At 60.4% G+C, this 16,248-nt stretch carries 18 protein-coding genes, 1 tRNA gene and 1 pseudogene; 7 read left to right on the top strand and 13 right to left on the bottom strand.

The features are described from left to right. Positions 1–2 precede the first annotated feature (2 nt). Complete coding sequence (locus tag KGA89_RS04445) at positions 3–368, bottom strand: 5-carboxymethyl-2-hydroxymuconate Delta-isomerase (protein ID WP_003198841.1); 366 nt, start codon at positions 366–368, stop codon at positions 3–5. A 102-nt stretch (positions 369–470) separates the two neighbouring features. After that, positions 471–1,394 (bottom strand): LysR family transcriptional regulator, encoded by a 924-nt coding sequence (locus KGA89_RS04440; protein ID WP_223470713.1) that lies wholly within the window; start codon positions 1,392–1,394, stop codon positions 471–473. A gap of 281 nt (positions 1,395–1,675) precedes the next feature. Here KGA89_RS04440 and KGA89_RS04435 point away from each other — a divergent pair, with 281 nt between their 5' ends. From KGA89_RS04435 to KGA89_RS04425, 3 genes are all read left to right on the top strand, one after another. Continuing rightward, positions 1,676–1,867, top strand: a complete 192-nt coding sequence (locus KGA89_RS04435) for a YegP family protein (protein ID WP_069971090.1) — start codon at positions 1,676–1,678, stop codon at positions 1,865–1,867. Positions 1,868–2,043: 176 nt separating this feature from the next. Beyond that, complete coding sequence (locus KGA89_RS04430; protein ID WP_223470712.1) at positions 2,044–2,850, top strand: helix-turn-helix transcriptional regulator; 807 nt, start codon at positions 2,044–2,046, stop codon at positions 2,848–2,850. 102 nt (positions 2,851–2,952) lie between these two features. Then, positions 2,953–3,321, top strand: coding sequence for a cupin domain-containing protein (locus KGA89_RS04425; protein ID WP_223470711.1), 369 nt, complete (start codon positions 2,953–2,955; stop codon positions 3,319–3,321). A gap of 11 nt (positions 3,322–3,332) precedes the next feature. Here the strand turns inward: KGA89_RS04425 and KGA89_RS04420 are convergent, their stop codons facing one another. From KGA89_RS04420 to KGA89_RS30660, 3 genes and pseudogenes are all read right to left on the bottom strand, one after another. Further along, positions 3,333–4,079: a phytanoyl-CoA dioxygenase family protein gene (locus KGA89_RS04420; RefSeq protein ID WP_013692485.1), complete on the bottom strand. Its 747-nt coding sequence runs from the start codon at positions 4,077–4,079 to the stop codon at positions 3,333–3,335. A gap of 13 nt (positions 4,080–4,092) precedes the next feature. Further along, complete coding sequence (locus tag KGA89_RS30665) at positions 4,093–4,872, bottom strand: methyl-accepting chemotaxis protein (protein ID WP_411740667.1); 780 nt, start codon at positions 4,870–4,872, stop codon at positions 4,093–4,095. A gap of 78 nt (positions 4,873–4,950) precedes the next feature. Next, positions 4,951–5,727 (bottom strand): annotated as a pseudogene (locus KGA89_RS30660) (MCP four helix bundle domain-containing protein); the annotation flags it as partial. A gap of 343 nt (positions 5,728–6,070) precedes the next feature. On the opposite strand from KGA89_RS30660, the gene KGA89_RS04410 reads away from it, so the two are divergent. Beyond that, complete coding sequence (locus KGA89_RS04410) at positions 6,071–6,337, top strand: hypothetical protein (RefSeq protein WP_053162077.1); 267 nt, start codon at positions 6,071–6,073, stop codon at positions 6,335–6,337. A 207-nt stretch (positions 6,338–6,544) separates the two neighbouring features. On the opposite strand, the gene KGA89_RS04405 is transcribed toward KGA89_RS04410, so the two are convergent. The 5 genes from KGA89_RS04405 to dapA all read right to left on the bottom strand — a co-directional run bounded on the left by KGA89_RS04405 (position 6,545) and on the right by dapA (position 10,233). Next, positions 6,545–6,634 (bottom strand) — tRNA-Ser (locus tag KGA89_RS04405). 83 nt (positions 6,635–6,717) lie between these two features. Continuing rightward, complete coding sequence (purC, locus tag KGA89_RS04400) at positions 6,718–7,431, bottom strand: phosphoribosylaminoimidazolesuccinocarboxamide synthase (RefSeq protein WP_223470709.1); 714 nt, start codon at positions 7,429–7,431, stop codon at positions 6,718–6,720. A 27-nt stretch (positions 7,432–7,458) separates the two neighbouring features. Further along, the gene (locus KGA89_RS04395) at positions 7,459–8,217 is read right to left on the bottom strand and encodes an MBL fold metallo-hydrolase (RefSeq protein ID WP_003198811.1); all 759 of its coding nucleotides are present in this window, start codon (positions 8,215–8,217) and stop codon (positions 7,459–7,461) included. 4 nt (positions 8,218–8,221) lie between these two features. Continuing rightward, complete coding sequence (gene bamC / locus KGA89_RS04390; RefSeq protein ID WP_003198809.1) at positions 8,222–9,337, bottom strand: outer membrane protein assembly factor BamC; 1,116 nt, start codon at positions 9,335–9,337, stop codon at positions 8,222–8,224. Positions 9,338–9,354: 17 nt separating this feature from the next. After that, complete coding sequence (dapA, locus tag KGA89_RS04385) at positions 9,355–10,233, bottom strand: 4-hydroxy-tetrahydrodipicolinate synthase (RefSeq protein WP_003198806.1); 879 nt, start codon at positions 10,231–10,233, stop codon at positions 9,355–9,357. A gap of 315 nt (positions 10,234–10,548) precedes the next feature. Between dapA and KGA89_RS04380 the strand changes: the two genes are divergently transcribed. After that, positions 10,549–11,109: a glycine cleavage system protein R gene (locus tag KGA89_RS04380; protein WP_003184325.1), complete on the top strand. Its 561-nt coding sequence runs from the start codon at positions 10,549–10,551 to the stop codon at positions 11,107–11,109. 10 nt (positions 11,110–11,119) lie between these two features. Then, positions 11,120–11,593 (top strand): peroxiredoxin, encoded by a 474-nt coding sequence (locus KGA89_RS04375; RefSeq protein WP_223470708.1) that lies wholly within the window; start codon positions 11,120–11,122, stop codon positions 11,591–11,593. Positions 11,594–11,737: 144 nt separating this feature from the next. On the opposite strand, the gene KGA89_RS04370 is transcribed toward KGA89_RS04375, so the two are convergent. Further along, complete coding sequence (locus tag KGA89_RS04370; protein ID WP_003198803.1) at positions 11,738–12,808, bottom strand: AI-2E family transporter; 1,071 nt, start codon at positions 12,806–12,808, stop codon at positions 11,738–11,740. Positions 12,809–12,837: 29 nt separating this feature from the next. Beyond that, positions 12,838–13,077 (bottom strand): sulfurtransferase TusA family protein, encoded by a 240-nt coding sequence (locus tag KGA89_RS04365; RefSeq protein ID WP_223470707.1) that lies wholly within the window; start codon positions 13,075–13,077, stop codon positions 12,838–12,840. 98 nt (positions 13,078–13,175) lie between these two features. Between KGA89_RS04365 and KGA89_RS04360 the strand changes: the two genes are divergently transcribed. Continuing rightward, positions 13,176–14,609 (top strand): M48 family metalloprotease, encoded by a 1,434-nt coding sequence (locus KGA89_RS04360; protein ID WP_223470705.1) that lies wholly within the window; start codon positions 13,176–13,178, stop codon positions 14,607–14,609. A 62-nt stretch (positions 14,610–14,671) separates the two neighbouring features. Here KGA89_RS04360 and KGA89_RS04355 read toward each other — a convergent pair whose 3' ends face one another. Continuing rightward, a complete protein-coding gene (locus tag KGA89_RS04355; protein ID WP_003198797.1) occupies positions 14,672–16,102 on the bottom strand; it encodes a DegQ family serine endoprotease in 1,431 nt (476 codons plus the stop codon). Positions 16,103–16,248: the final 146 nt, after the last annotated feature.

Below are 16,248 nucleotides of genomic sequence, written 5' to 3'. Positions count from 1 at the left end.
CGTCATTGACCGATCAAGGCCTTGGCATACGGGCCTCGATCGATGTCGAGGATTTCCACGCACAGTTGCACGCTAACGTCGGCCGGCCATGGCCCCAGTTCCTGGATCACGGCCAGCAGGCTATCGGCCAGTTGCTTCTTGATTTCCGGCGAGCGACCGCTCAGCAAGGCCAGCTTCACGTGGACGAAACCCCGCTCGCCCAACCCCGTGCCCACCCGGAAAGTCTCGAGTTTCACGGCCCGGCTCTTGATGTCCAGCTCGGCAGCGAACTGACCGGAAGCCACCAGTGCATTGTTCAGGCGCAGCAATGCGACATCGGCCTTCAGCTCGGGCAGGTTGGCGGTGTACTCCATGTGCAGGTGAGGCATGTGTTCGACTCCGATTCGAAAATATGACAAGGGGATTTCAGCCGTCACAACCTTACCTCGACTTTAAACGTTGGGGCAGGTTTTGTTTCGCAGCGGGCCCGGTCAGGGTTGCGCCAAGACCCCACGCTCGCCCATGAAGGCCTCCAACCGCGACCGCAACCAGCGCTCGGCCGGGTCACTGTCGACATGGCTCAGCCAGACCATGGACAAATCCAGGGTCGGGGTCTTGAAAGGAAAGGGTTCGTTGAACAGTTGCCCCGAAGCCGCCATGGCGGCGGCGGTATAGTCCGGCAGGCTGGCGATCAGGTCCGTGCCGGCCAGCAACGCCGGCAATGCGCTGTACTGCGGCACCGATAGCACGACCTGGCGCGTGCGTCCGATCTCGGCCAGCCACTCATCGGCAAACCCGGCGACGTTCGCGGTATGGGACACCAGCACATGAGGCCGTGCGCAATACTCGTCCAGGGTCAGCGGCGTGTCCGACGCATCGGCGCGCAACACGCGGGGCTGGATGTGTCGCAACAACTTGCGCTTGGCATTGGCCGGCAGACCGCGCGTCTGGCTGATGCCCACGGTGATGTCGCCCGATGCCAGCAAATCGGGGATGCGCCAGTAATCGACGTGCTGCACCACAAACACGATTTGCGGCGCCTCTTGCCGCAGGCTGCTCAACAGGGGCGGCAACAGGCCGAACTCGACGTCGTCCGACAGGCCGATGCGGAACGTCATGGTGCTGCTGCTGGGATCGAAATCGTGGGTCAGGCTCAAGGCCACCGACAGCGAATCGAGCGCCGGAGATAGATGCCGGATGATTTCTTCAGCCCGGGCCGTCGGCTCCATGCGGTGGCCGACGCGAATGAACAACGGGTCGTTGAACATCTTGCGCAAACGATTGAGGGCCGAGCTGATGGTCGGTTGGCCCAGGAACAGTTTTTCCGCCACCCGTGTCACGTTACGCTCAAGCATCAGCGTTTCGAAAACCACCATCAGGTTGATGTCGGCCTTGCGCAATTCGTTGCGGTTCATCCACTGCCCTCGATCCTTGATTGGATGCAGTGTAGAAACGCCAGGGGCTGCGCGTCTATGCGCAAAAAGGCTCACTTCACCGCCAGGAACTTCAGTCCCCGGGCTTTTTCGGTCAGGCAAAGCAAGGACATAAACGGTCGCCTGTTCGATCCGGGTTCTGCCAGCAATATTTGATAACCAATGGAAACGAATTTCCCGTAGCCAAAACCACCCACTTGGCTAGGCTGGCAGCCACATGCCCAACGCATGTCTTGACTGAATGAATCGCAGGGAGCGAACCGATGTATTTTGAAATCTATCGACAGACCCGAGGCACCCAGAGCAGCGGCAAAGGCCAGTGGCGCTGGCGCTTGAGAGCCGGCAACCACGAAACGATCGCCAGTGGCGAATCCTATGTGAACAAGAGTGACTGCCTCCACGTCATCGGGCTGATAAAGAACGTCCAGGGTGAAACGCCTGTTAAGGAGATCTGACAGCGCCACGAGGGCTCTGTAGGAGCTGGCGAAGCCTGCGATCTTTTGGTCTTGATCTTTCGCTTGAGATTCAAGTGTCTGGGGAAAGATCGCAGCCTCGTTGCACTCGACAGCTCCTACACCGGTTCAGCTTTTTTTGCGGTAGGGTATGCGGACAAAAGCAGGAGGCTGGTGCAATGACTCGATCAATCCATAATCGCGACTGGCTGGTACGCGCGCCCGAATCGAGGAAAATGGAACGCATCGAGGCCTATTTCAGCGGGCATGGCTACACCACCCATCGCCATGACACCTACGCCATCGGGATCACCCTTTCCGGCGTGCAGAGCTTCAACTATTGCCACAGCAAACGCCACAGCCAGCCCGGCGGCACCATCGTCCTGCACCCGGACGAGGTGCACGATGGCGAAGCCGGGACCAGCGAGGGTTTTCGCTACAGGATGTTCTACATAGAACCCTCGGTGATCCAGCAAGTGCTGGGGGGCAAGCCATTGCCCTTCATCGAAGGAGGATTGTCCAACGACCCTCGCCTCAATATCGCGACCCGTCGACTATTGAACGGCCTGGATCATCCCCTCGACCCGTTGGAGGAAGAGGACGCCATCTACGATGTGGCCCAGGCACTCGACATCGCGGCCGGCAGCCGCCGTGGGCGGCGGCTGATCGACTACCCGGCGGCGGAGCGTGCCCGCCTGTTCATCCACGATGCCCTCCACCAGGCGATCACACTGGATGACCTGGTGCAGGCCAGCGGCCGGGATCGATGGAGCCTGTCCCGGGATTTCCGGGCACTGTACGGCACCAGCCCCTATCGCTACATCACCCTGCGCCGCTTGAACGAAGCCCGGCGCCTGGTATTGCATGGCATGCCGTTGAGCGAAGTGGCCCTGGCCAGTGGTTTTTTCGATCAGAGCCACATGACCCGACTGCACACCCAGGCCTTCGGTATTTCACCGGCACGCTGGCTGAAAATGCTGCGCTGAAGGCTGAGGCCGCGCACGGCAAAAAGCTGCACGATCATCCAATACGCACCCAGGCTCCGACAGTAAGGTACAGCTCACCACCCACCTGAGGAGCATGACTCGATGACCCGCTACGCCCCCATCAACTTCGCTCAGAAATACGCATTGTTCCACGAACAATGGGCACCGAAAGTCGTGGCCGAAATGAATGACTACCAATTCAAGATCGCCCGGCTCGAAGGCGAATTCATCTGGCACACCCACGCCGACACCGATGAAACCTTCATCGTGCTGGAGGGCGAGTTGCGTATCGACTTTCGCGACGGTGCGGTAACCATAGGCCCGGGCGAAATGTACGTGGTCAAAAAAGGTGTCGAGCACAAGCCCAGCGCCGCACACGAAGTGAAACTGCTGCTGATCGAACCCCGTGGTGTCCTCAATACCGGCGAGGAAACCAACGAGCGAACGGCGGTCAATGATGTGTGGATCTGACTGAGCCAGGCTCAATCGTATTCAGCTTCCTGGTGATCGCCCAATAACCGCCGCTGACGAGGTGTCGCGGCGGCCAAGACCACAGGGTTGAACTGCCAGTGCAGATAAGGTGAGAACTTCTGCGCGACCATCCGCCGGCCGTAGTGCACCTGGAGCATGTAGCGCGTGCGGTCGGCGGTGCGGTTGTCGCTACCGGCGTGCCATAACTCACTGCGCAGTATCAACACATCGCCCGCCCGGCACAGCACCGGCTGCGCAGAGCGCCCTTGCCACTGTGTTTCGCCCTTCACCGGCGCCCGGCCGGCCTTGTGACTGCCCGCAATGACCTGGGTCGGGCTCAAGTCGGCGTCGATGTCATCCAGGTAAAACTGCGCGGTAAAAACCTGCATCGGCAGTTCAAAGGCAGGGTCGGCCAACAGCCCTGGCGGCAATTGCATCGCCAGATAATCCAGGTGCAACGGCGCCCCGGTAAAACCGGGATGGCAGCGCCAGGCTGTCTGGCCAATGACATGGCAATCATCACCCAGGGCCGCCTCGGCCAGCTCGATCACCCCGGCCACATCCAGGAACGGCAGCCAGAACGGATTGCGATTGAACACGCATTTGTAATGATCAATGACGCCGCTGTAATCCCAATGCTGGGGCTTCAACTGGTCGATGGCATGGCGCAGGTCGGCGATCTGTCGGGCATCCAACACACCGGGCATCAGGACGAAACCGTCCTGATGCAGGGCTTGCAGCTGCTCGTCAGTAGACACGATACCCCCTGTTTCAGGTGCGGAAACGGCCGGTCAGTTCTGCCAGGTTTCTCGACAGGCTGGACAGCTGTTGGCTGGCCTGCATGCTCTGGGCAGAGTTCGCTGCCGCTTCGTTGGACAAGTCGCGGATGTCGGAGATGTTGCGGGCGATCTCTTCGGTGACGCTGCTTTGCTCCTCGCAGGCGTTGGCGATCTGCGCAGCCATGTCGTTGATCCGCAGAATCGAGCCGCTGGCGCCACTGAGCACCTGATCGACCCCCGCCGCACGTTCGACACTGTCACGGGCCTTGCTGCTGCCGACATGCATGGCTTGCACGGCCTTGGCGACACCGCTTTGCAGCCGTTCGATACGCACCTGAATGTCCTTGGTCGAATCCTGGGTGCGCGCCGCCAGGGCCCTGACTTCATCGGCCACGACAGCAAAACCGCGGCCTTGCTCGCCCGCCCGGGCCGCCTCGATGGCAGCGTTCAGTGCGAGCAGGTTGGTCTGTTCGGCAATGCCCCGGATGACCTCAAGCACGGCACCGATGCTGGAGGTTTCCAGGGCCAATGCCTCGATGGTGCCCGAAGCGCTCTCCACTTCCTGGGCCAACTGACGGATCGATTCGATGGTGCTGTTGACAACCGCGGTGCCGTCGCGAGACTGACTGCTGGCTTGCTGGGCGGCGTCCGACGCGTTCACGGCATTGTGTGCCACCTCATGCACTGCGGCACTCATCTGGGTCGCCGCCGTACTGACCTGGTCAAGCGCCGCGTGTTCGCTGCTGATCAACTTGTCATTGGTCGCGGCCATATTGGCCATGGCCCGCGCGGCGGCATCCACCTCCCCGGTCACGCGGCCCACTTCGGCAATCAACGGCTGCAGCTTATCGAGGAAACGGTTGAACGCACTGCCAAGCTGGCCCAGCTCGTCAGCCGAACGCACCTCGAGACGGCCCTTCAGATCCCCACCGCCCTCGGCGATCTGTTCGACACGGTGCAGCAGCCGACGCATCGGACGCAGCACGACCATTGGCAAGGCCACAATCAGCAGGATGCAACCCAGCAGACCCACCAACAAGATACCGCCCTGCTGCACCCCAACCGCCTGGCCATGGTCAATCGCCGCTTGCCCCTCGCGCAGAGACGCTTCGTCTTCCAGTTCACCGAGCTTGTCGATGGCATCGCGCATGGTGTCGAACTTACTTTCACCGTCACCAAAACTCAGCGCACTGGCCGCCTGGGGATTGCTCGCGGCCTGCTCGACCACCTGCCGCGAAACCTGCGACCACTGTGCGAAACGGTCATTGAACTGACTGACCAGCGCCAACGCCTCGGCACTTGGCTGCATCGCGGCATATTTCTGCACACGATCATAAGCTTGCTTCAGATTGTCCCGATGACTGGCACGCAGCGCCTCGGAATGACTGCCCGTATTGCCCCCAAGCAGGCTGCGCTCGGCAACAAAGGCCTGGTAGAGATCACGATCAGCGTTGAGCAACAGGCTGATGGCCGGCAGGTAGCGCTTGGTCAATTGCGTGCTGGACTCCGTCACCTGACCGATGCCACGCATGCCCGACCACCCCATCAGCACCAACAGCAGTGCCAGGAACCCAATGGGCAGGGTGATTTTCCAGCGAAAGCCCAGATCGGCAAAAAACCGCGGCATGGGGTGACACTCCTTTCATGGGGATTAACTTGCCTATCGGCAGCCATGCCTTGAGCTATAGACCATTAGTCCAATTGTTACAAAGCTTTGGGTCTGGCGGACACCGGGGTTATGCAGGTCGCGGAGGGGGTTGAGCGGGATAAAAAAGGTGGGTGGAGGCAATAGCTGCGGGGAATTTTCTGACATTTCCCGCCCACATAATTTAGGGAGTTTTCTGACTCATCATCTGATTGATGATTTCTCCAGAAGGGCTCTATAGTCCAAACGTCGCTCGTAAGAGCGGCTTGGGTTTGGCGACTCGATAACAAATGGTAAGAAGACCCTCAATCAAATGGTGTTTGAAATGAATAGATACATGGCTCTTACCAGTAATGCCGACGATCAACCCCTCTTCGTCGATACCTGCGCGCCTTTGCACATCCTGCTCGACACGGCGGGCTATAGAATTCGCGCGGTTACCCAGCTTTTAGAGAACCTCGCCATGCGAGGGGACATTCCGAGCGACTCAGTGGTCCTTCAGGACTTTGCACAGCTGTGCTGCATTCCCTTGAGGGATGGTTGCGACGTGCTCGATGTCATAGCGCGACGCTTGGATGCGGAACCTGCCTAGGGATAATACTTGTCAGCTAGAGATAAAGTCTGTGGGAGCAAAGCTTGCTCGCGATAGCGGTAGAGTCGCCAATATCGTTGTTAGCTGGCTTACCTCAATCGCGAGCAAGCTTTGCTCCCACAGGATTTACGCCAGACTGACAGATGACGAAAACGAAAAAGCCCCTGAAATGTTCAACCATTTCAGGGGCTTAGTCATACACAATAATGGCGGAGAGATAGGGATTTGAACCCTAGGTACTGTCGCCAGTACAACGGATTTCGAATCCGTCCCGTTCGGCCACTCCGGCATCTCTCCAGTGGCGCGCATCATACCAGCACATTCGCCGGAAGCGAACCCCCGAGCGAAATTTTTTCCGTGCTATCAGATGCTTGCGTCGATTACAGCGGCACACCCAGACGCTGGGCGACTTCTTCGTAGGCTTCGATGACGTCACCGAGGCCCTGGCGGAAGCGGTCCTTGTCCATCTTCTTCTTGGTGTCCTTGTCCCAGAGGCGGCAGCCGTCCGGGCTGAATTCGTCGCCCAGGACGATGGAACCGTCGCTGAACACACCGAATTCAAGCTTGAAGTCCACCAGCAGCAGACCGGCGTCGTCGAACAGCTTGGTCAGCACTTCGTTGACCTTGAGGGACAATTCCTTCATGCGAGCCAGTTGCTCGGCGGTGCCCCAACCGAATGCCACGACGTGGGATTCGTTGATGAACGGGTCGCCCTTGGCGTCGTCCTTCAGGAACAGTTCGAAGGTGTAAGGGTTGAGCTTCAAGCCCTCTTCCACGCCCAGGCGCTTGACCAGGCTGCCGGCGGCGTAGTTACGCACGACGCATTCGACCGGGATCATGTCCAGCTTCTTGACCAGGCATTCGTTGTCGCCCAGCAGCTTGTCGAACTGGGTCGGCACGCCGGCGGCTTCGAGTTTCTGCATGATGAAGGCGTTGAACTTGTTGTTCACCATGCCTTTGCGGTCCAACTGTTCGATGCGCTTGCCGTCGAACGCCGAGGTGTCGTTGCGAAACAGCAGGATCAAGCGGTCAGCGTCGTCGGTCTTGTAAACCGACTTGGCTTTGCCGCGGTAGAGTTCTTCACGTTTTTCCATGATGGGCTCCGCTTGCTAAGTAGTGGGCTAGGCGATATGTCGCCAGTCGAGCCCTGAATCTTGATCGGCCAGTTGCAGCCAGTCCGGGTCGCACCCGAGGGTGTCGACAAAACATTGCCGGGCCAGCTGCGGCAGGTTGTTCTTGCTGCTCAGATGGGCCAGGACCAGGTGTTGCAGGCCTTGCCAGCCCAACTCGGCCACCAGGAACGCTGCCTGGTGGTTGTTCAAATGTCCGTGTTCCCCGCCTACCCGCTGCTTGAGGAAGTACGGGTAGTAACCACGCGCCAACATGTCGCGGCAGTGGTTGGACTCGATCATCAACGCATCGAGGTCCCGGTAACTGTCCATCACCCTGTCGCAATACGACCCCAGGTCGGTCAGCAGCCCAAAGCGCCGCTCGCCGTCACTGAACACATATTGCGTCGGTTCCCGGGCATCGTGCGCCACGCTGACCACGCTGATATCCAGGCAACCGATGCGCAGTTGCTCGCCACCGGCCACGAACCCGGCCGGCTCGATGGGCTTGCGCAGGCCTTCCAGTGTCCCACGGCTCAGGTACACCGGCAGATTGTAGCGCCGAGACAGCAAACCCACGCCATGCACGTGGTCGGCATGTTCGTGGGTCACGAGTATCGCGCTCAATTGCGCCGGGTGCACACCCAGGCGCAACAGGCGCTTCTCGGTTTCCCGCAGGGAGAAACCACAATCGACCAACACATACGTGCCGGCGCTGGCTACCAGCGTGCCGTTCCCCTGGCTACCGCTGCCGAGAACGGCAAAACGCATCGGATCAGCCCAGGTTGTCCTGAATCACACTCAACACCTTGCGGGCCACATCGGCCGGCGCCACGGTGTTGATGTTCTTCTCGACGGTGACCTGGACGCTGTCGCCGACCTTGCTCAGGCGAACCTGGTAACGCTCGGCGCGGGCTTCGATTTCTTCCTTGTCCGGCTTGCTGCCGAACAGGCCACTGAAGAAGCCAGGCTTCTCGTCTTTCTTCTCGGCCTTTTCAGCGAGGTTGATGTAGTACAGGCCCAGGCTGCGGTTGATGTCTTCAACGCGCCATTCGCCCTGCTCCAGCGCACGGCCAACGCTCGACCAGGCACGGTCCAGGTCGGAGCCGACGTTGAGCACCGGGTTGCCGCTGCCGTCTTCGCTCAGGCTGACGCGGCTCGGCGCATCGAACTCCTTGGACGCCAGCATCGAGACCGAACCGCCCTGCTCCGCGGTACGACTCATGCTGGCAAGCATGTCGTCCACCAGTGCAGCGTCGAGGCCGGTATTGACCGAACGGTTGGTGAAGGCCACGTCGGCGGTGCTGCCGGCAGGTCGCTCGGCGCTGACCACATAGACTTCACTGGTGTTGCGCTGCACGCCCGGCTCGATACGCACCCGCACGCGGGTTTCGCTGTCGGCCGCGACACCGGCGGCGCTCATGCGCTTGGCCATGCTGGCGGACAGTTCATCGGAGCGCTGCCAGGTGGTGGTGAACTCGCCAGTTTGCGGGCGCTGTTCGTCCAGGCGGAAACCGTTGTCCTGGAAGAACTGGATCGCCACAGGCCAGACTTCGGCCGGTGGATGCTGGCCCATGACCCAACTGGAGTCGCCACTCTTCTGCAGGGTGTAGTCGCTGGCATCGGCCACGGCCGACAGCGGCTGTGGACGTGGGACGATGTATTCGCCCTTGACGCTGTCGTCGGCTACGTTGCGCGGGATCGGCAGCAGCGGATCCAGACGCTTGGCAACGTTGACGTCTTGCGGCATTTGCATCGGTGCAGTCTGTTGCGCCTGCAGGTAATCGCTACCACGGTCGCGGAAGTAACCTTCCGGTCCCCAGATCCATCCGCAGCCGCTGGTGCTGGAGATAATCAAGGCAAGTGCGGAAAGTCCGGCCATTCGCTTCATGCGTTGTACTTCCTCAATTAAACCAGGACGCCGGACTGGCGCATGGCCTGCCGCAGCGGTTCTTGACAGGGGGTGCTCAGCCAGGTCAGTGGCAGGCGGATGCCTTCGTGCATCAGGCCCATTTCAACCAAGGCCCACTTCACCGGAATCGGGTTGGCCTCGATGAACAGGTCCTTGTGCAACGGCATCAGTTTTTCGTTGATTGCCCGTGCAGTCTCGGCGTCGCCCTTGAGCGCGGCCTCGCACAGGTCGGCCATTTCACGTGGGGCAACGTTGGCGGTGACGGAGATGTTGCCCTTGCCGCCCATCAGGATCAGCTCGACCGCTGTCGGATCATCGCCAGACAGCACGATGAAGTCCTTGCTCACGCCATCGAGAATGGCCTTGGCGCGCTTCATGTCGCCGGTGGCTTCCTTGATACCGATGATGTTCGGCACCGTGGACAGACGGATCACGGTCTCGGCCAGCATGTCGCAGGAGGTACGACCGGGAACGTTATAGAGGATCTGCGGGATGTCGACGGCTTCGGCAATGTGCTTGAAGTGCTGGTACAAGCCTTCCTGGGTCGGCCTGTTGTAGTACGGGACAACCAGCAGGCAGGCGTCGGCACCGGCTTCCTTGGCGTTGCGGGTCAGCTCGACGGCCTCGCGGGTCGAGTTGGCGCCGGTGCCGGCGATGACGGGAATGCGACCGTTGACCTGCTTGACCACGGCACGGATGACTTCGATGTGCTCATTGACGTCGAGGGTTGCCGACTCGCCGGTGGTACCGACGGCGACAATGGCATGGGTGCCGTTCTCAAGGTGGAAGTCCACGAGTTTGCTGAGGCTGGCCCAGTCAAGATGCCCTTGTGCATCCATGGGTGTGACCAGTGCCACCATACTGCCCGCAATCATGAAACCGCTCCTGCCGGAAAAAGAGAGCGGTAATGGTACTGGCGCCAAGATGCTTGTACAAGCGAACTACCATTCCCCTTGGCGATGGTTTTCGCTACCCTTCAGGCTTTGATCGGTACCGACAAGCTCATACGCCGGTTTCCAGCCTCCGTTTTCGTCGCCGCAAGCCCCGATCCCGGGTTTGTCCTGGTGCGTTCCTGCTGTCGCGGAATGCAGCGCAACCCTGGGCACAAGGCTTGAGCCGTTCGTTTTTCCGGGCCTGGCGCTGTGTCGAGCGGCAAAAGTACCGACCGCTCATCGCTTTAGGAATGCTGCATGTCCACCCCCACAGTCCGCGAACAATTCCTTGTTATCAGTGCCCTTGGCGCCAACCCCATGGAGCTGACTAACGTCCTGTGCCGCGCCAGCCATGAAAATCGCTGCGCCGTCGTGACCTCACGCCTGACCCGTCATGGCGAATGCAGTGCGCTCGTGCTCGAGATCTCCGGCAGCTGGGACGCCCTGGCTCGCCTGGAAGGCAGCCTGCCGGTGCTGGCCAAGAAGCATGCCTTCACCGTCAACGTGGTGCGTAGCGCCGCGCTGGAGAACCGTCCCCAGGCCCTGCCCTACGTGGCCTATGTGAGCTCGGCCTACCGTCCGGACATCATCAACGAGCTGTGCCAGTTCTTCATGGACCACCACGTCGAGCTGGAAAACCTGACCTGCGACACCTACCAGGCCCCGCAGACCGGCGGCACCATGCTCAATGCCACGTTCACCGTGACCCTGCCCGCCGGCACCCAGATCAGTTGGCTGCGCGATCAGTTCCTGGATTTCGCCGATGCGATGAACCTGGATGCCCTGATCGAACCGTGGCGCCCACAAAACCCAATGTAAGGAAGCGTTCATGGCCGTTGCAGTCGACCAGCCGGTTACCGATTTCCAGGCACCCGCCACCAGCGGGCAGACCGTCAGCCTCGCCGCCCTCAAGGGCAAGCAGGTGGTGATCTACTTCTACCCCAAGGACAGCACCCCGGGCTGCACCACCGAAGGCCAGGGTTTTCGCGATCAGCATGCGCAGTTCCAGGCAGCCAACACCGAAGTGTTCGGCGTCTCCCGGGACAGCCTCAAGTCCCACGAGAACTTCAAGTGCAAACAGGAATTCCCGTTCGAGCTGATCAGTGACAAGGACGAGGCCGTCTGCCAGCTGTTCGACGTGATCAAGCTGAAAAAGCTCTATGGCAAGGAATACCTGGGCGTTGATCGCAGTACATTCCTGATCGACAAGAACGGCGTGCTGCGCCAGGAATGGCGTGGCGTGAAGGTGCCGGGGCATGTGGATGCGGTGTTGGCGGCGGCTCAGGCACTCAACAAGGCCTGAATCTTTCACTGCCTGTCCTGGCCCCATCGCGAGCAAGCTCGCTCCCACAGGGATTTGATTAACACCCTCAATCCAATGTGGGAGCGAGCTTGCTCCGGGCGGCGTTCCGACGATGGGGCCATAAGCCTCACCCTATTACTCAAACTACAACAATGGCGCCACAATCGGCTCCTTGCTCGGCCACGCATCCAGCACCGCCTTGAACAGCGTCGCCAGGGGAATCGCGAAGAACACCCCCCAGAACCCCCACAGCCCACCAAACAGCAGCACCGCACAGATGATCGCCACCGGATGCAGGTTCACCGCCTCGGAGAACAGCAGCGGGACCAGCACATTGCCGTCCAGCGTCTGGATGATCCCGTAGACCGCCATCAGATAGATGAACTGATCGCTCCAACCCCACTGGAACAGCGCAATCAAGGCCACCGGCACTGTCACCACCACGGTGCCGACATAAGGCACCACCACTGAGATGCCCACCAGTAGCGCCAGCAACGCGGCGTAATTGAGCCCCAGGGCGACGAAGCCGATGTAGGTCACGCCACCGCAGATGAAAATCTCGATGACTTTGCCGCGAATGTAGTTGGCGATCTGCCGATTCATCTCCTGGGCCACCCGGGTAATCAGCGCCCGCTCACGAGGCAGGTAGCCACGGACCCAACGACCGATCATTTCCCGGTCCTTGAGGAAGAAAAACACCAGGATCGGCACCAGCACCAGGTAGATCATGATGTTGACCAAAAGCGGCAGGCTGGACAGCGAAAACGTCAGCGCCCACTGGCCGAACTTGCCGATCTGGCCGCGTACGACTTCAATGGCTTGCAACACCTGCTCATCGGACACCAGGTGCGGATAACGCTCGGGCAACAGCAACAGCACGGACTGCCATTTGGCAAGCATCCCCGGCAACTCGTTGAAGAGTGTCACCAACTGGTGCCAGAGCAGCGGCACGATCACGATTATGAACACCAACAACAAGCCCATGAACAGGGCAAACACCAAGCCCACCGCCACCGCACCCGGCAACCGCAAGCGCTCCAGGGTCGTGACCAACCCTTGCATCAAGTACGCCAGCACCATCCCCGCCAGCACCGGCGCCAGCATGCCGCCCAGGGTGAGCACGGCGGTAAAGGCCAGGAATAGCAGCACTGCCAGGACCACAGCCTCTTCATCGGAGAAGTAGCGCTGGATCCAGTCGCGTAACACTTTGAACATTAAAAATCCTTAAGAGACGCTGTCGGTTTTCAGGCCTTTTTCAGCCAGTAACGGTAGACGCCGTTATCGTCTTCTTCACACAGCAGCGTATGACCGGCCAATCGGGCGAAGGTGCGGAAATCACGCTGGGAGCCTGCATCCGTGGCGATCACCTTGAGCACACTGCCGCTGGCCAGGCGATTGAGTTCCAGCTTGGCCTTGAGCAGCGGCAACGGACAGTTCAGGCCGCTGGCGTCCAGTTCGGCATCGTGGGCTACAGCATCAGTCATGGGTTCACTCCGCGGCAGATCGTTGAGCGGCCTAGAATATCTGGTCCCGGGCCCGGTGTCCGGCTACAGTAAGGTCTTTGTCGACTAAGGCTTCGTGCATGACATTTCTGCGCCCCACCCTGCTGACGCTCGCTTGCCTGCTTGCCTCACCGGGCTTCGCCGACGACCTGCCGTCACTTGGCGACGCCAGTTCTGCCATCGTCTCGCCAGAACAGGAGCACCAACTGGGCCGCGCCTGGCTGGCCCTGCTGCGCAGCCAGGTTTCACAGCTCAACGACCCACAGCTCAAGGACTACGTCGAATCCAGCGTCTATAAACTGGTGGAAACCAGCCAGGTCAACGACCGACGCCTGGAATTCATCCTGATCAACAGCCCGCAGCTCAACGCCTTCGCCGCACCTGGCGGAATCGTCGGGGTCAACGGCGGCCTGTTCCTCAATGCACAGACCGAAGGCGAATACGCCTCGGTCATGGCCCACGAACTGGCGCACTTGTCACAACGCCACTTCGCCCGTGGCGTCGAAGCCCAGCAGCGCATGCAGGTGCCAATGATGGCCGCGCTGCTGGCCGGCATCGTGATTGCCGCCGCCGGTGGCGGTGACGCCGGGATCGCGGCCATCGCCGGGACCCAGGCCGCGGCCATCCAGGAACAACGGCGTTTCTCGCGCCAGAACGAACAGGAAGCCGACCGCATCGGCATCCAGAACCTGGAAAAGGCCGGCTACGACCCGCGGTCCATGCCGACCATGTTCGAACGCCTGATGCGCCAATACCGGTTCGACGCCAAGCCTCCGGAATTCCTGCTGACTCACCCGGTGACCGAATCCCGGATCGCCGACACCCGCAACCGCGCCGAACAGGCCAAGCCGGGCGGTATCGAGGACAGTGTGCGCTATCAACTGATCCGCGCACGGGTCCAGTTGATCTATGAAGAAACCCCGGGCCTGGGCGCCAAGCGTTTCCGAGCACAGCTGGATGAGAATCCGAAGAACGACGTGGCGCGCTACGGCCTGGCGATCGCGCAGATCAAGGGTGGCCAGTTGAATGAAGCACGGGAGAACCTCAAGCCGTTGCTGGCCAAATCGCCCAACGAGATCATCTACAACCTCGCCCAGGTGGATCTGGACATCACCAGCAACAAACTGGCCGACACTCAATCGCGCGTCGACCGGATGCTGAGCCAATACCCGGGCAACTATCCGCTCAACCAGGTACGCGTCGACCTGCTGCTCAAGCAGAACCGCCCCGCCGATGCCGAGAAGGCCCTGGAGAACCTGCTCAAGACCCGCCCGGACGATCCGGACGTCTGGTACATGGTGGCCGAGACCCGCGGGCTGTCGGGCAACATCATCGGCCTGCATCAGGCTCGTGCCGAGTACTTCGCACTGGTGGGCGACTACCGTCAGGCCATTCAGCAGCTGGACTTCGCCAAACGGCGCGCCGGCACCAATTTCCCCCTGTCGTCACGCATCGATGCACGACAGCGGGAACTCATGGAGCAGGAACGCATGGTCAAGGACATGATGGGCTGAGTATTTGCCAGACAATAAAAAACCGCCTCTCTCGAGGCGGTTTTTTTTCAGCCGCTAACCGGTCATTCGGCCAGCTTGAAGGTGATGAAGCTTGCACGTCCCTGGCGCAGGACACGCATCGAGACCGAACGATTCTTCGGCAACGCCTTGGCGATGTCGGTGAACTCCTTGGCGGACCCGATGGCCTGGTTGTTCAGGTGCGTAATGATATCGCCCGGCTGAAGGCCGATCAGGGCGGCAGGACCATCCTGCACCTCCTTGATCACCACACCGCCCTGAAGCTCCAGGGTGCGCTTCTGCTCTTCGGTCAGCTCGGCCACAGCCACGCCCAGACGGTTGCTGCTGCGCTCGACGCCAGACTTGGGCAGCGAATCCAACTCCTTGCCTTCTTCAGGAATGGCGCCGACGGTCAATTCTACGTTCTTGCGCTTGCCCTCACGAATCACTTCCAGATTGGCCTTGGCACCAGCCTTGAGGGCACCCACCAAGTGCGGCAGGTCGGCGGACATCACGATCGGCTGACCATTCATGCTCAGGATCACGTCCCCCACTTGCAGGCCGCCCTTGGCAGCCGGGCCACCTTCCTGGATCTGCGCCACCAGCGCACCGGCTGGTTTTTCCAGCCCGAACGACTCGGCCAGGTCCTTGTTCACTTCCTGGATGACCACGCCCAACCAGCCACGGCTGACCTTGCCTTCGCTTTTCAGTTGGTTGGACACGTCCATGGCAACGTCGATCGGAATCGCGAAGGACACGCCCATGAAGCCGCCCGAACGGGTATAGATCTGGGAGTTGATGCCGACAACTTCACCCGCGAGGTTGAACAGCGGGCCACCGGAGTTACCCGGGTTGATCGGCACGTCGGTCTGGATGAACGGCACGTAGTTTTCGTTCGGCAGGCTGCGACCGATGGCGCTGACAATACCCTGGGTCACGGTGTGGTCGAAGCCGAACGGCGAACCGATGGCCACGACCCATTGGCCGGCTTTCAGGTCCTGGGATTTGCCCAGCTTGAGCACGGGCAGGTCCTTGCCTTCGATTTTCAACAGCGCCACGTCGGAACGTGGATCGGTGCCGATCAACTTGGCCTTGAGCTCGCTGCGATCGGCCAGGCGTACCAGGATTTCGTCGGCATCGGCGATCACATGGTTGTTGGTCAGAATGTAGCCATCAGGCGAAATGATGAAGCCCGAACCCAGGGATTGCGCTTCGCGCTGGCGACCGCCACCGGGCGAACGGGGTTGTTGCGGCATGCCACGCTCGAAGAACTCACGCAGCATCGGCGGCAAACCTTCCAGGTCCGGCATCTGCTGGTCCGAGACGCGGCGATCCGGCAGCTTCTGGGTCGTGCTGATGTTCACTACAGCGGGCGAAGCCTGCTCGACCAATTGCGTAAAGTCGGGCAACTCGACCGCCACGGCAGGAACGGCCTGGCCGAGCACAAGCACGGTGGCAAGGATAGAAAAATAGGTTTTCAAGCGTGGTATCGACATACGGCTCCCGTTACGACGAGCATGGTTAAGCGATATGGAACAAGGCATACCAGGAAAAGATACGCCGGTATTTTTGTTCCGGAAACAGACAAGGCCAGGGCCGAGCGGCTCTGACCTATAGAAAAAAAGCTGGGTTTTTGCAAATG

Origin of the sequence: Pseudomonas sp. A-RE-22 (genome assembly GCF_019956035.1) — a bacterium.
Lineage (GTDB): Bacteria > Pseudomonadota > Gammaproteobacteria > Pseudomonadales > Pseudomonadaceae > Aquipseudomonas > Aquipseudomonas brassicacearum.
Note: the sequence above shows the minus strand (reverse complement) of the source record. Positions and strands in the feature narration are given on the sequence as shown.

Excerpts from the sequence above, each read along its gene's own strand:
- KGA89_RS04445 (WP_003198841.1), bottom strand. The coding sequence starts at position 368 with ATGCCTCACCTGCACATGGAGTACACCGCCAACCTGCCCGAGCTGAAG.
- KGA89_RS04440 (WP_223470713.1), bottom strand. The coding sequence starts at position 1,394 with ATGAACCGCAACGAATTGCGCAAGGCCGACATCAACCTGATGGTGGTT.
- KGA89_RS04435 (WP_069971090.1), top strand. The coding sequence starts at position 1,676 with ATGTATTTTGAAATCTATCGACAGACCCGAGGCACCCAGAGCAGCGGC.
- KGA89_RS04430 (WP_223470712.1), top strand. The coding sequence starts at position 2,044 with ATGACTCGATCAATCCATAATCGCGACTGGCTGGTACGCGCGCCCGAA.
- KGA89_RS04425 (WP_223470711.1), top strand. The coding sequence starts at position 2,953 with ATGACCCGCTACGCCCCCATCAACTTCGCTCAGAAATACGCATTGTTC.
- KGA89_RS30665 (WP_411740667.1), bottom strand. The coding sequence starts at position 4,872 with ATGGCCGCGACCAATGACAAGTTGATCAGCAGCGAACACGCGGCGCTT.
- KGA89_RS04410 (WP_053162077.1), top strand. The coding sequence starts at position 6,071 with ATGAATAGATACATGGCTCTTACCAGTAATGCCGACGATCAACCCCTC.
- purC (WP_223470709.1), bottom strand. The coding sequence starts at position 7,431 with ATGGAAAAACGTGAAGAACTCTACCGCGGCAAAGCCAAGTCGGTTTAC.
- KGA89_RS04395 (WP_003198811.1), bottom strand. The coding sequence starts at position 8,217 with ATGCGTTTTGCCGTTCTCGGCAGCGGTAGCCAGGGGAACGGCACGCTG.
- bamC (WP_003198809.1), bottom strand. The coding sequence starts at position 9,337 with ATGAAGCGAATGGCCGGACTTTCCGCACTTGCCTTGATTATCTCCAGC.
- dapA (WP_003198806.1), bottom strand. The coding sequence starts at position 10,233 with ATGATTGCGGGCAGTATGGTGGCACTGGTCACACCCATGGATGCACAA.
- KGA89_RS04380 (WP_003184325.1), top strand. The coding sequence starts at position 10,549 with ATGTCCACCCCCACAGTCCGCGAACAATTCCTTGTTATCAGTGCCCTT.
- KGA89_RS04375 (WP_223470708.1), top strand. The coding sequence starts at position 11,120 with ATGGCCGTTGCAGTCGACCAGCCGGTTACCGATTTCCAGGCACCCGCC.
- KGA89_RS04370 (WP_003198803.1), bottom strand. The coding sequence starts at position 12,808 with ATGTTCAAAGTGTTACGCGACTGGATCCAGCGCTACTTCTCCGATGAA.
- KGA89_RS04365 (WP_223470707.1), bottom strand. The coding sequence starts at position 13,077 with ATGACTGATGCTGTAGCCCACGATGCCGAACTGGACGCCAGCGGCCTG.
- KGA89_RS04360 (WP_223470705.1), top strand. The coding sequence starts at position 13,176 with ATGACATTTCTGCGCCCCACCCTGCTGACGCTCGCTTGCCTGCTTGCC.
- KGA89_RS04355 (WP_003198797.1), bottom strand. The coding sequence starts at position 16,102 with ATGTCGATACCACGCTTGAAAACCTATTTTTCTATCCTTGCCACCGTG.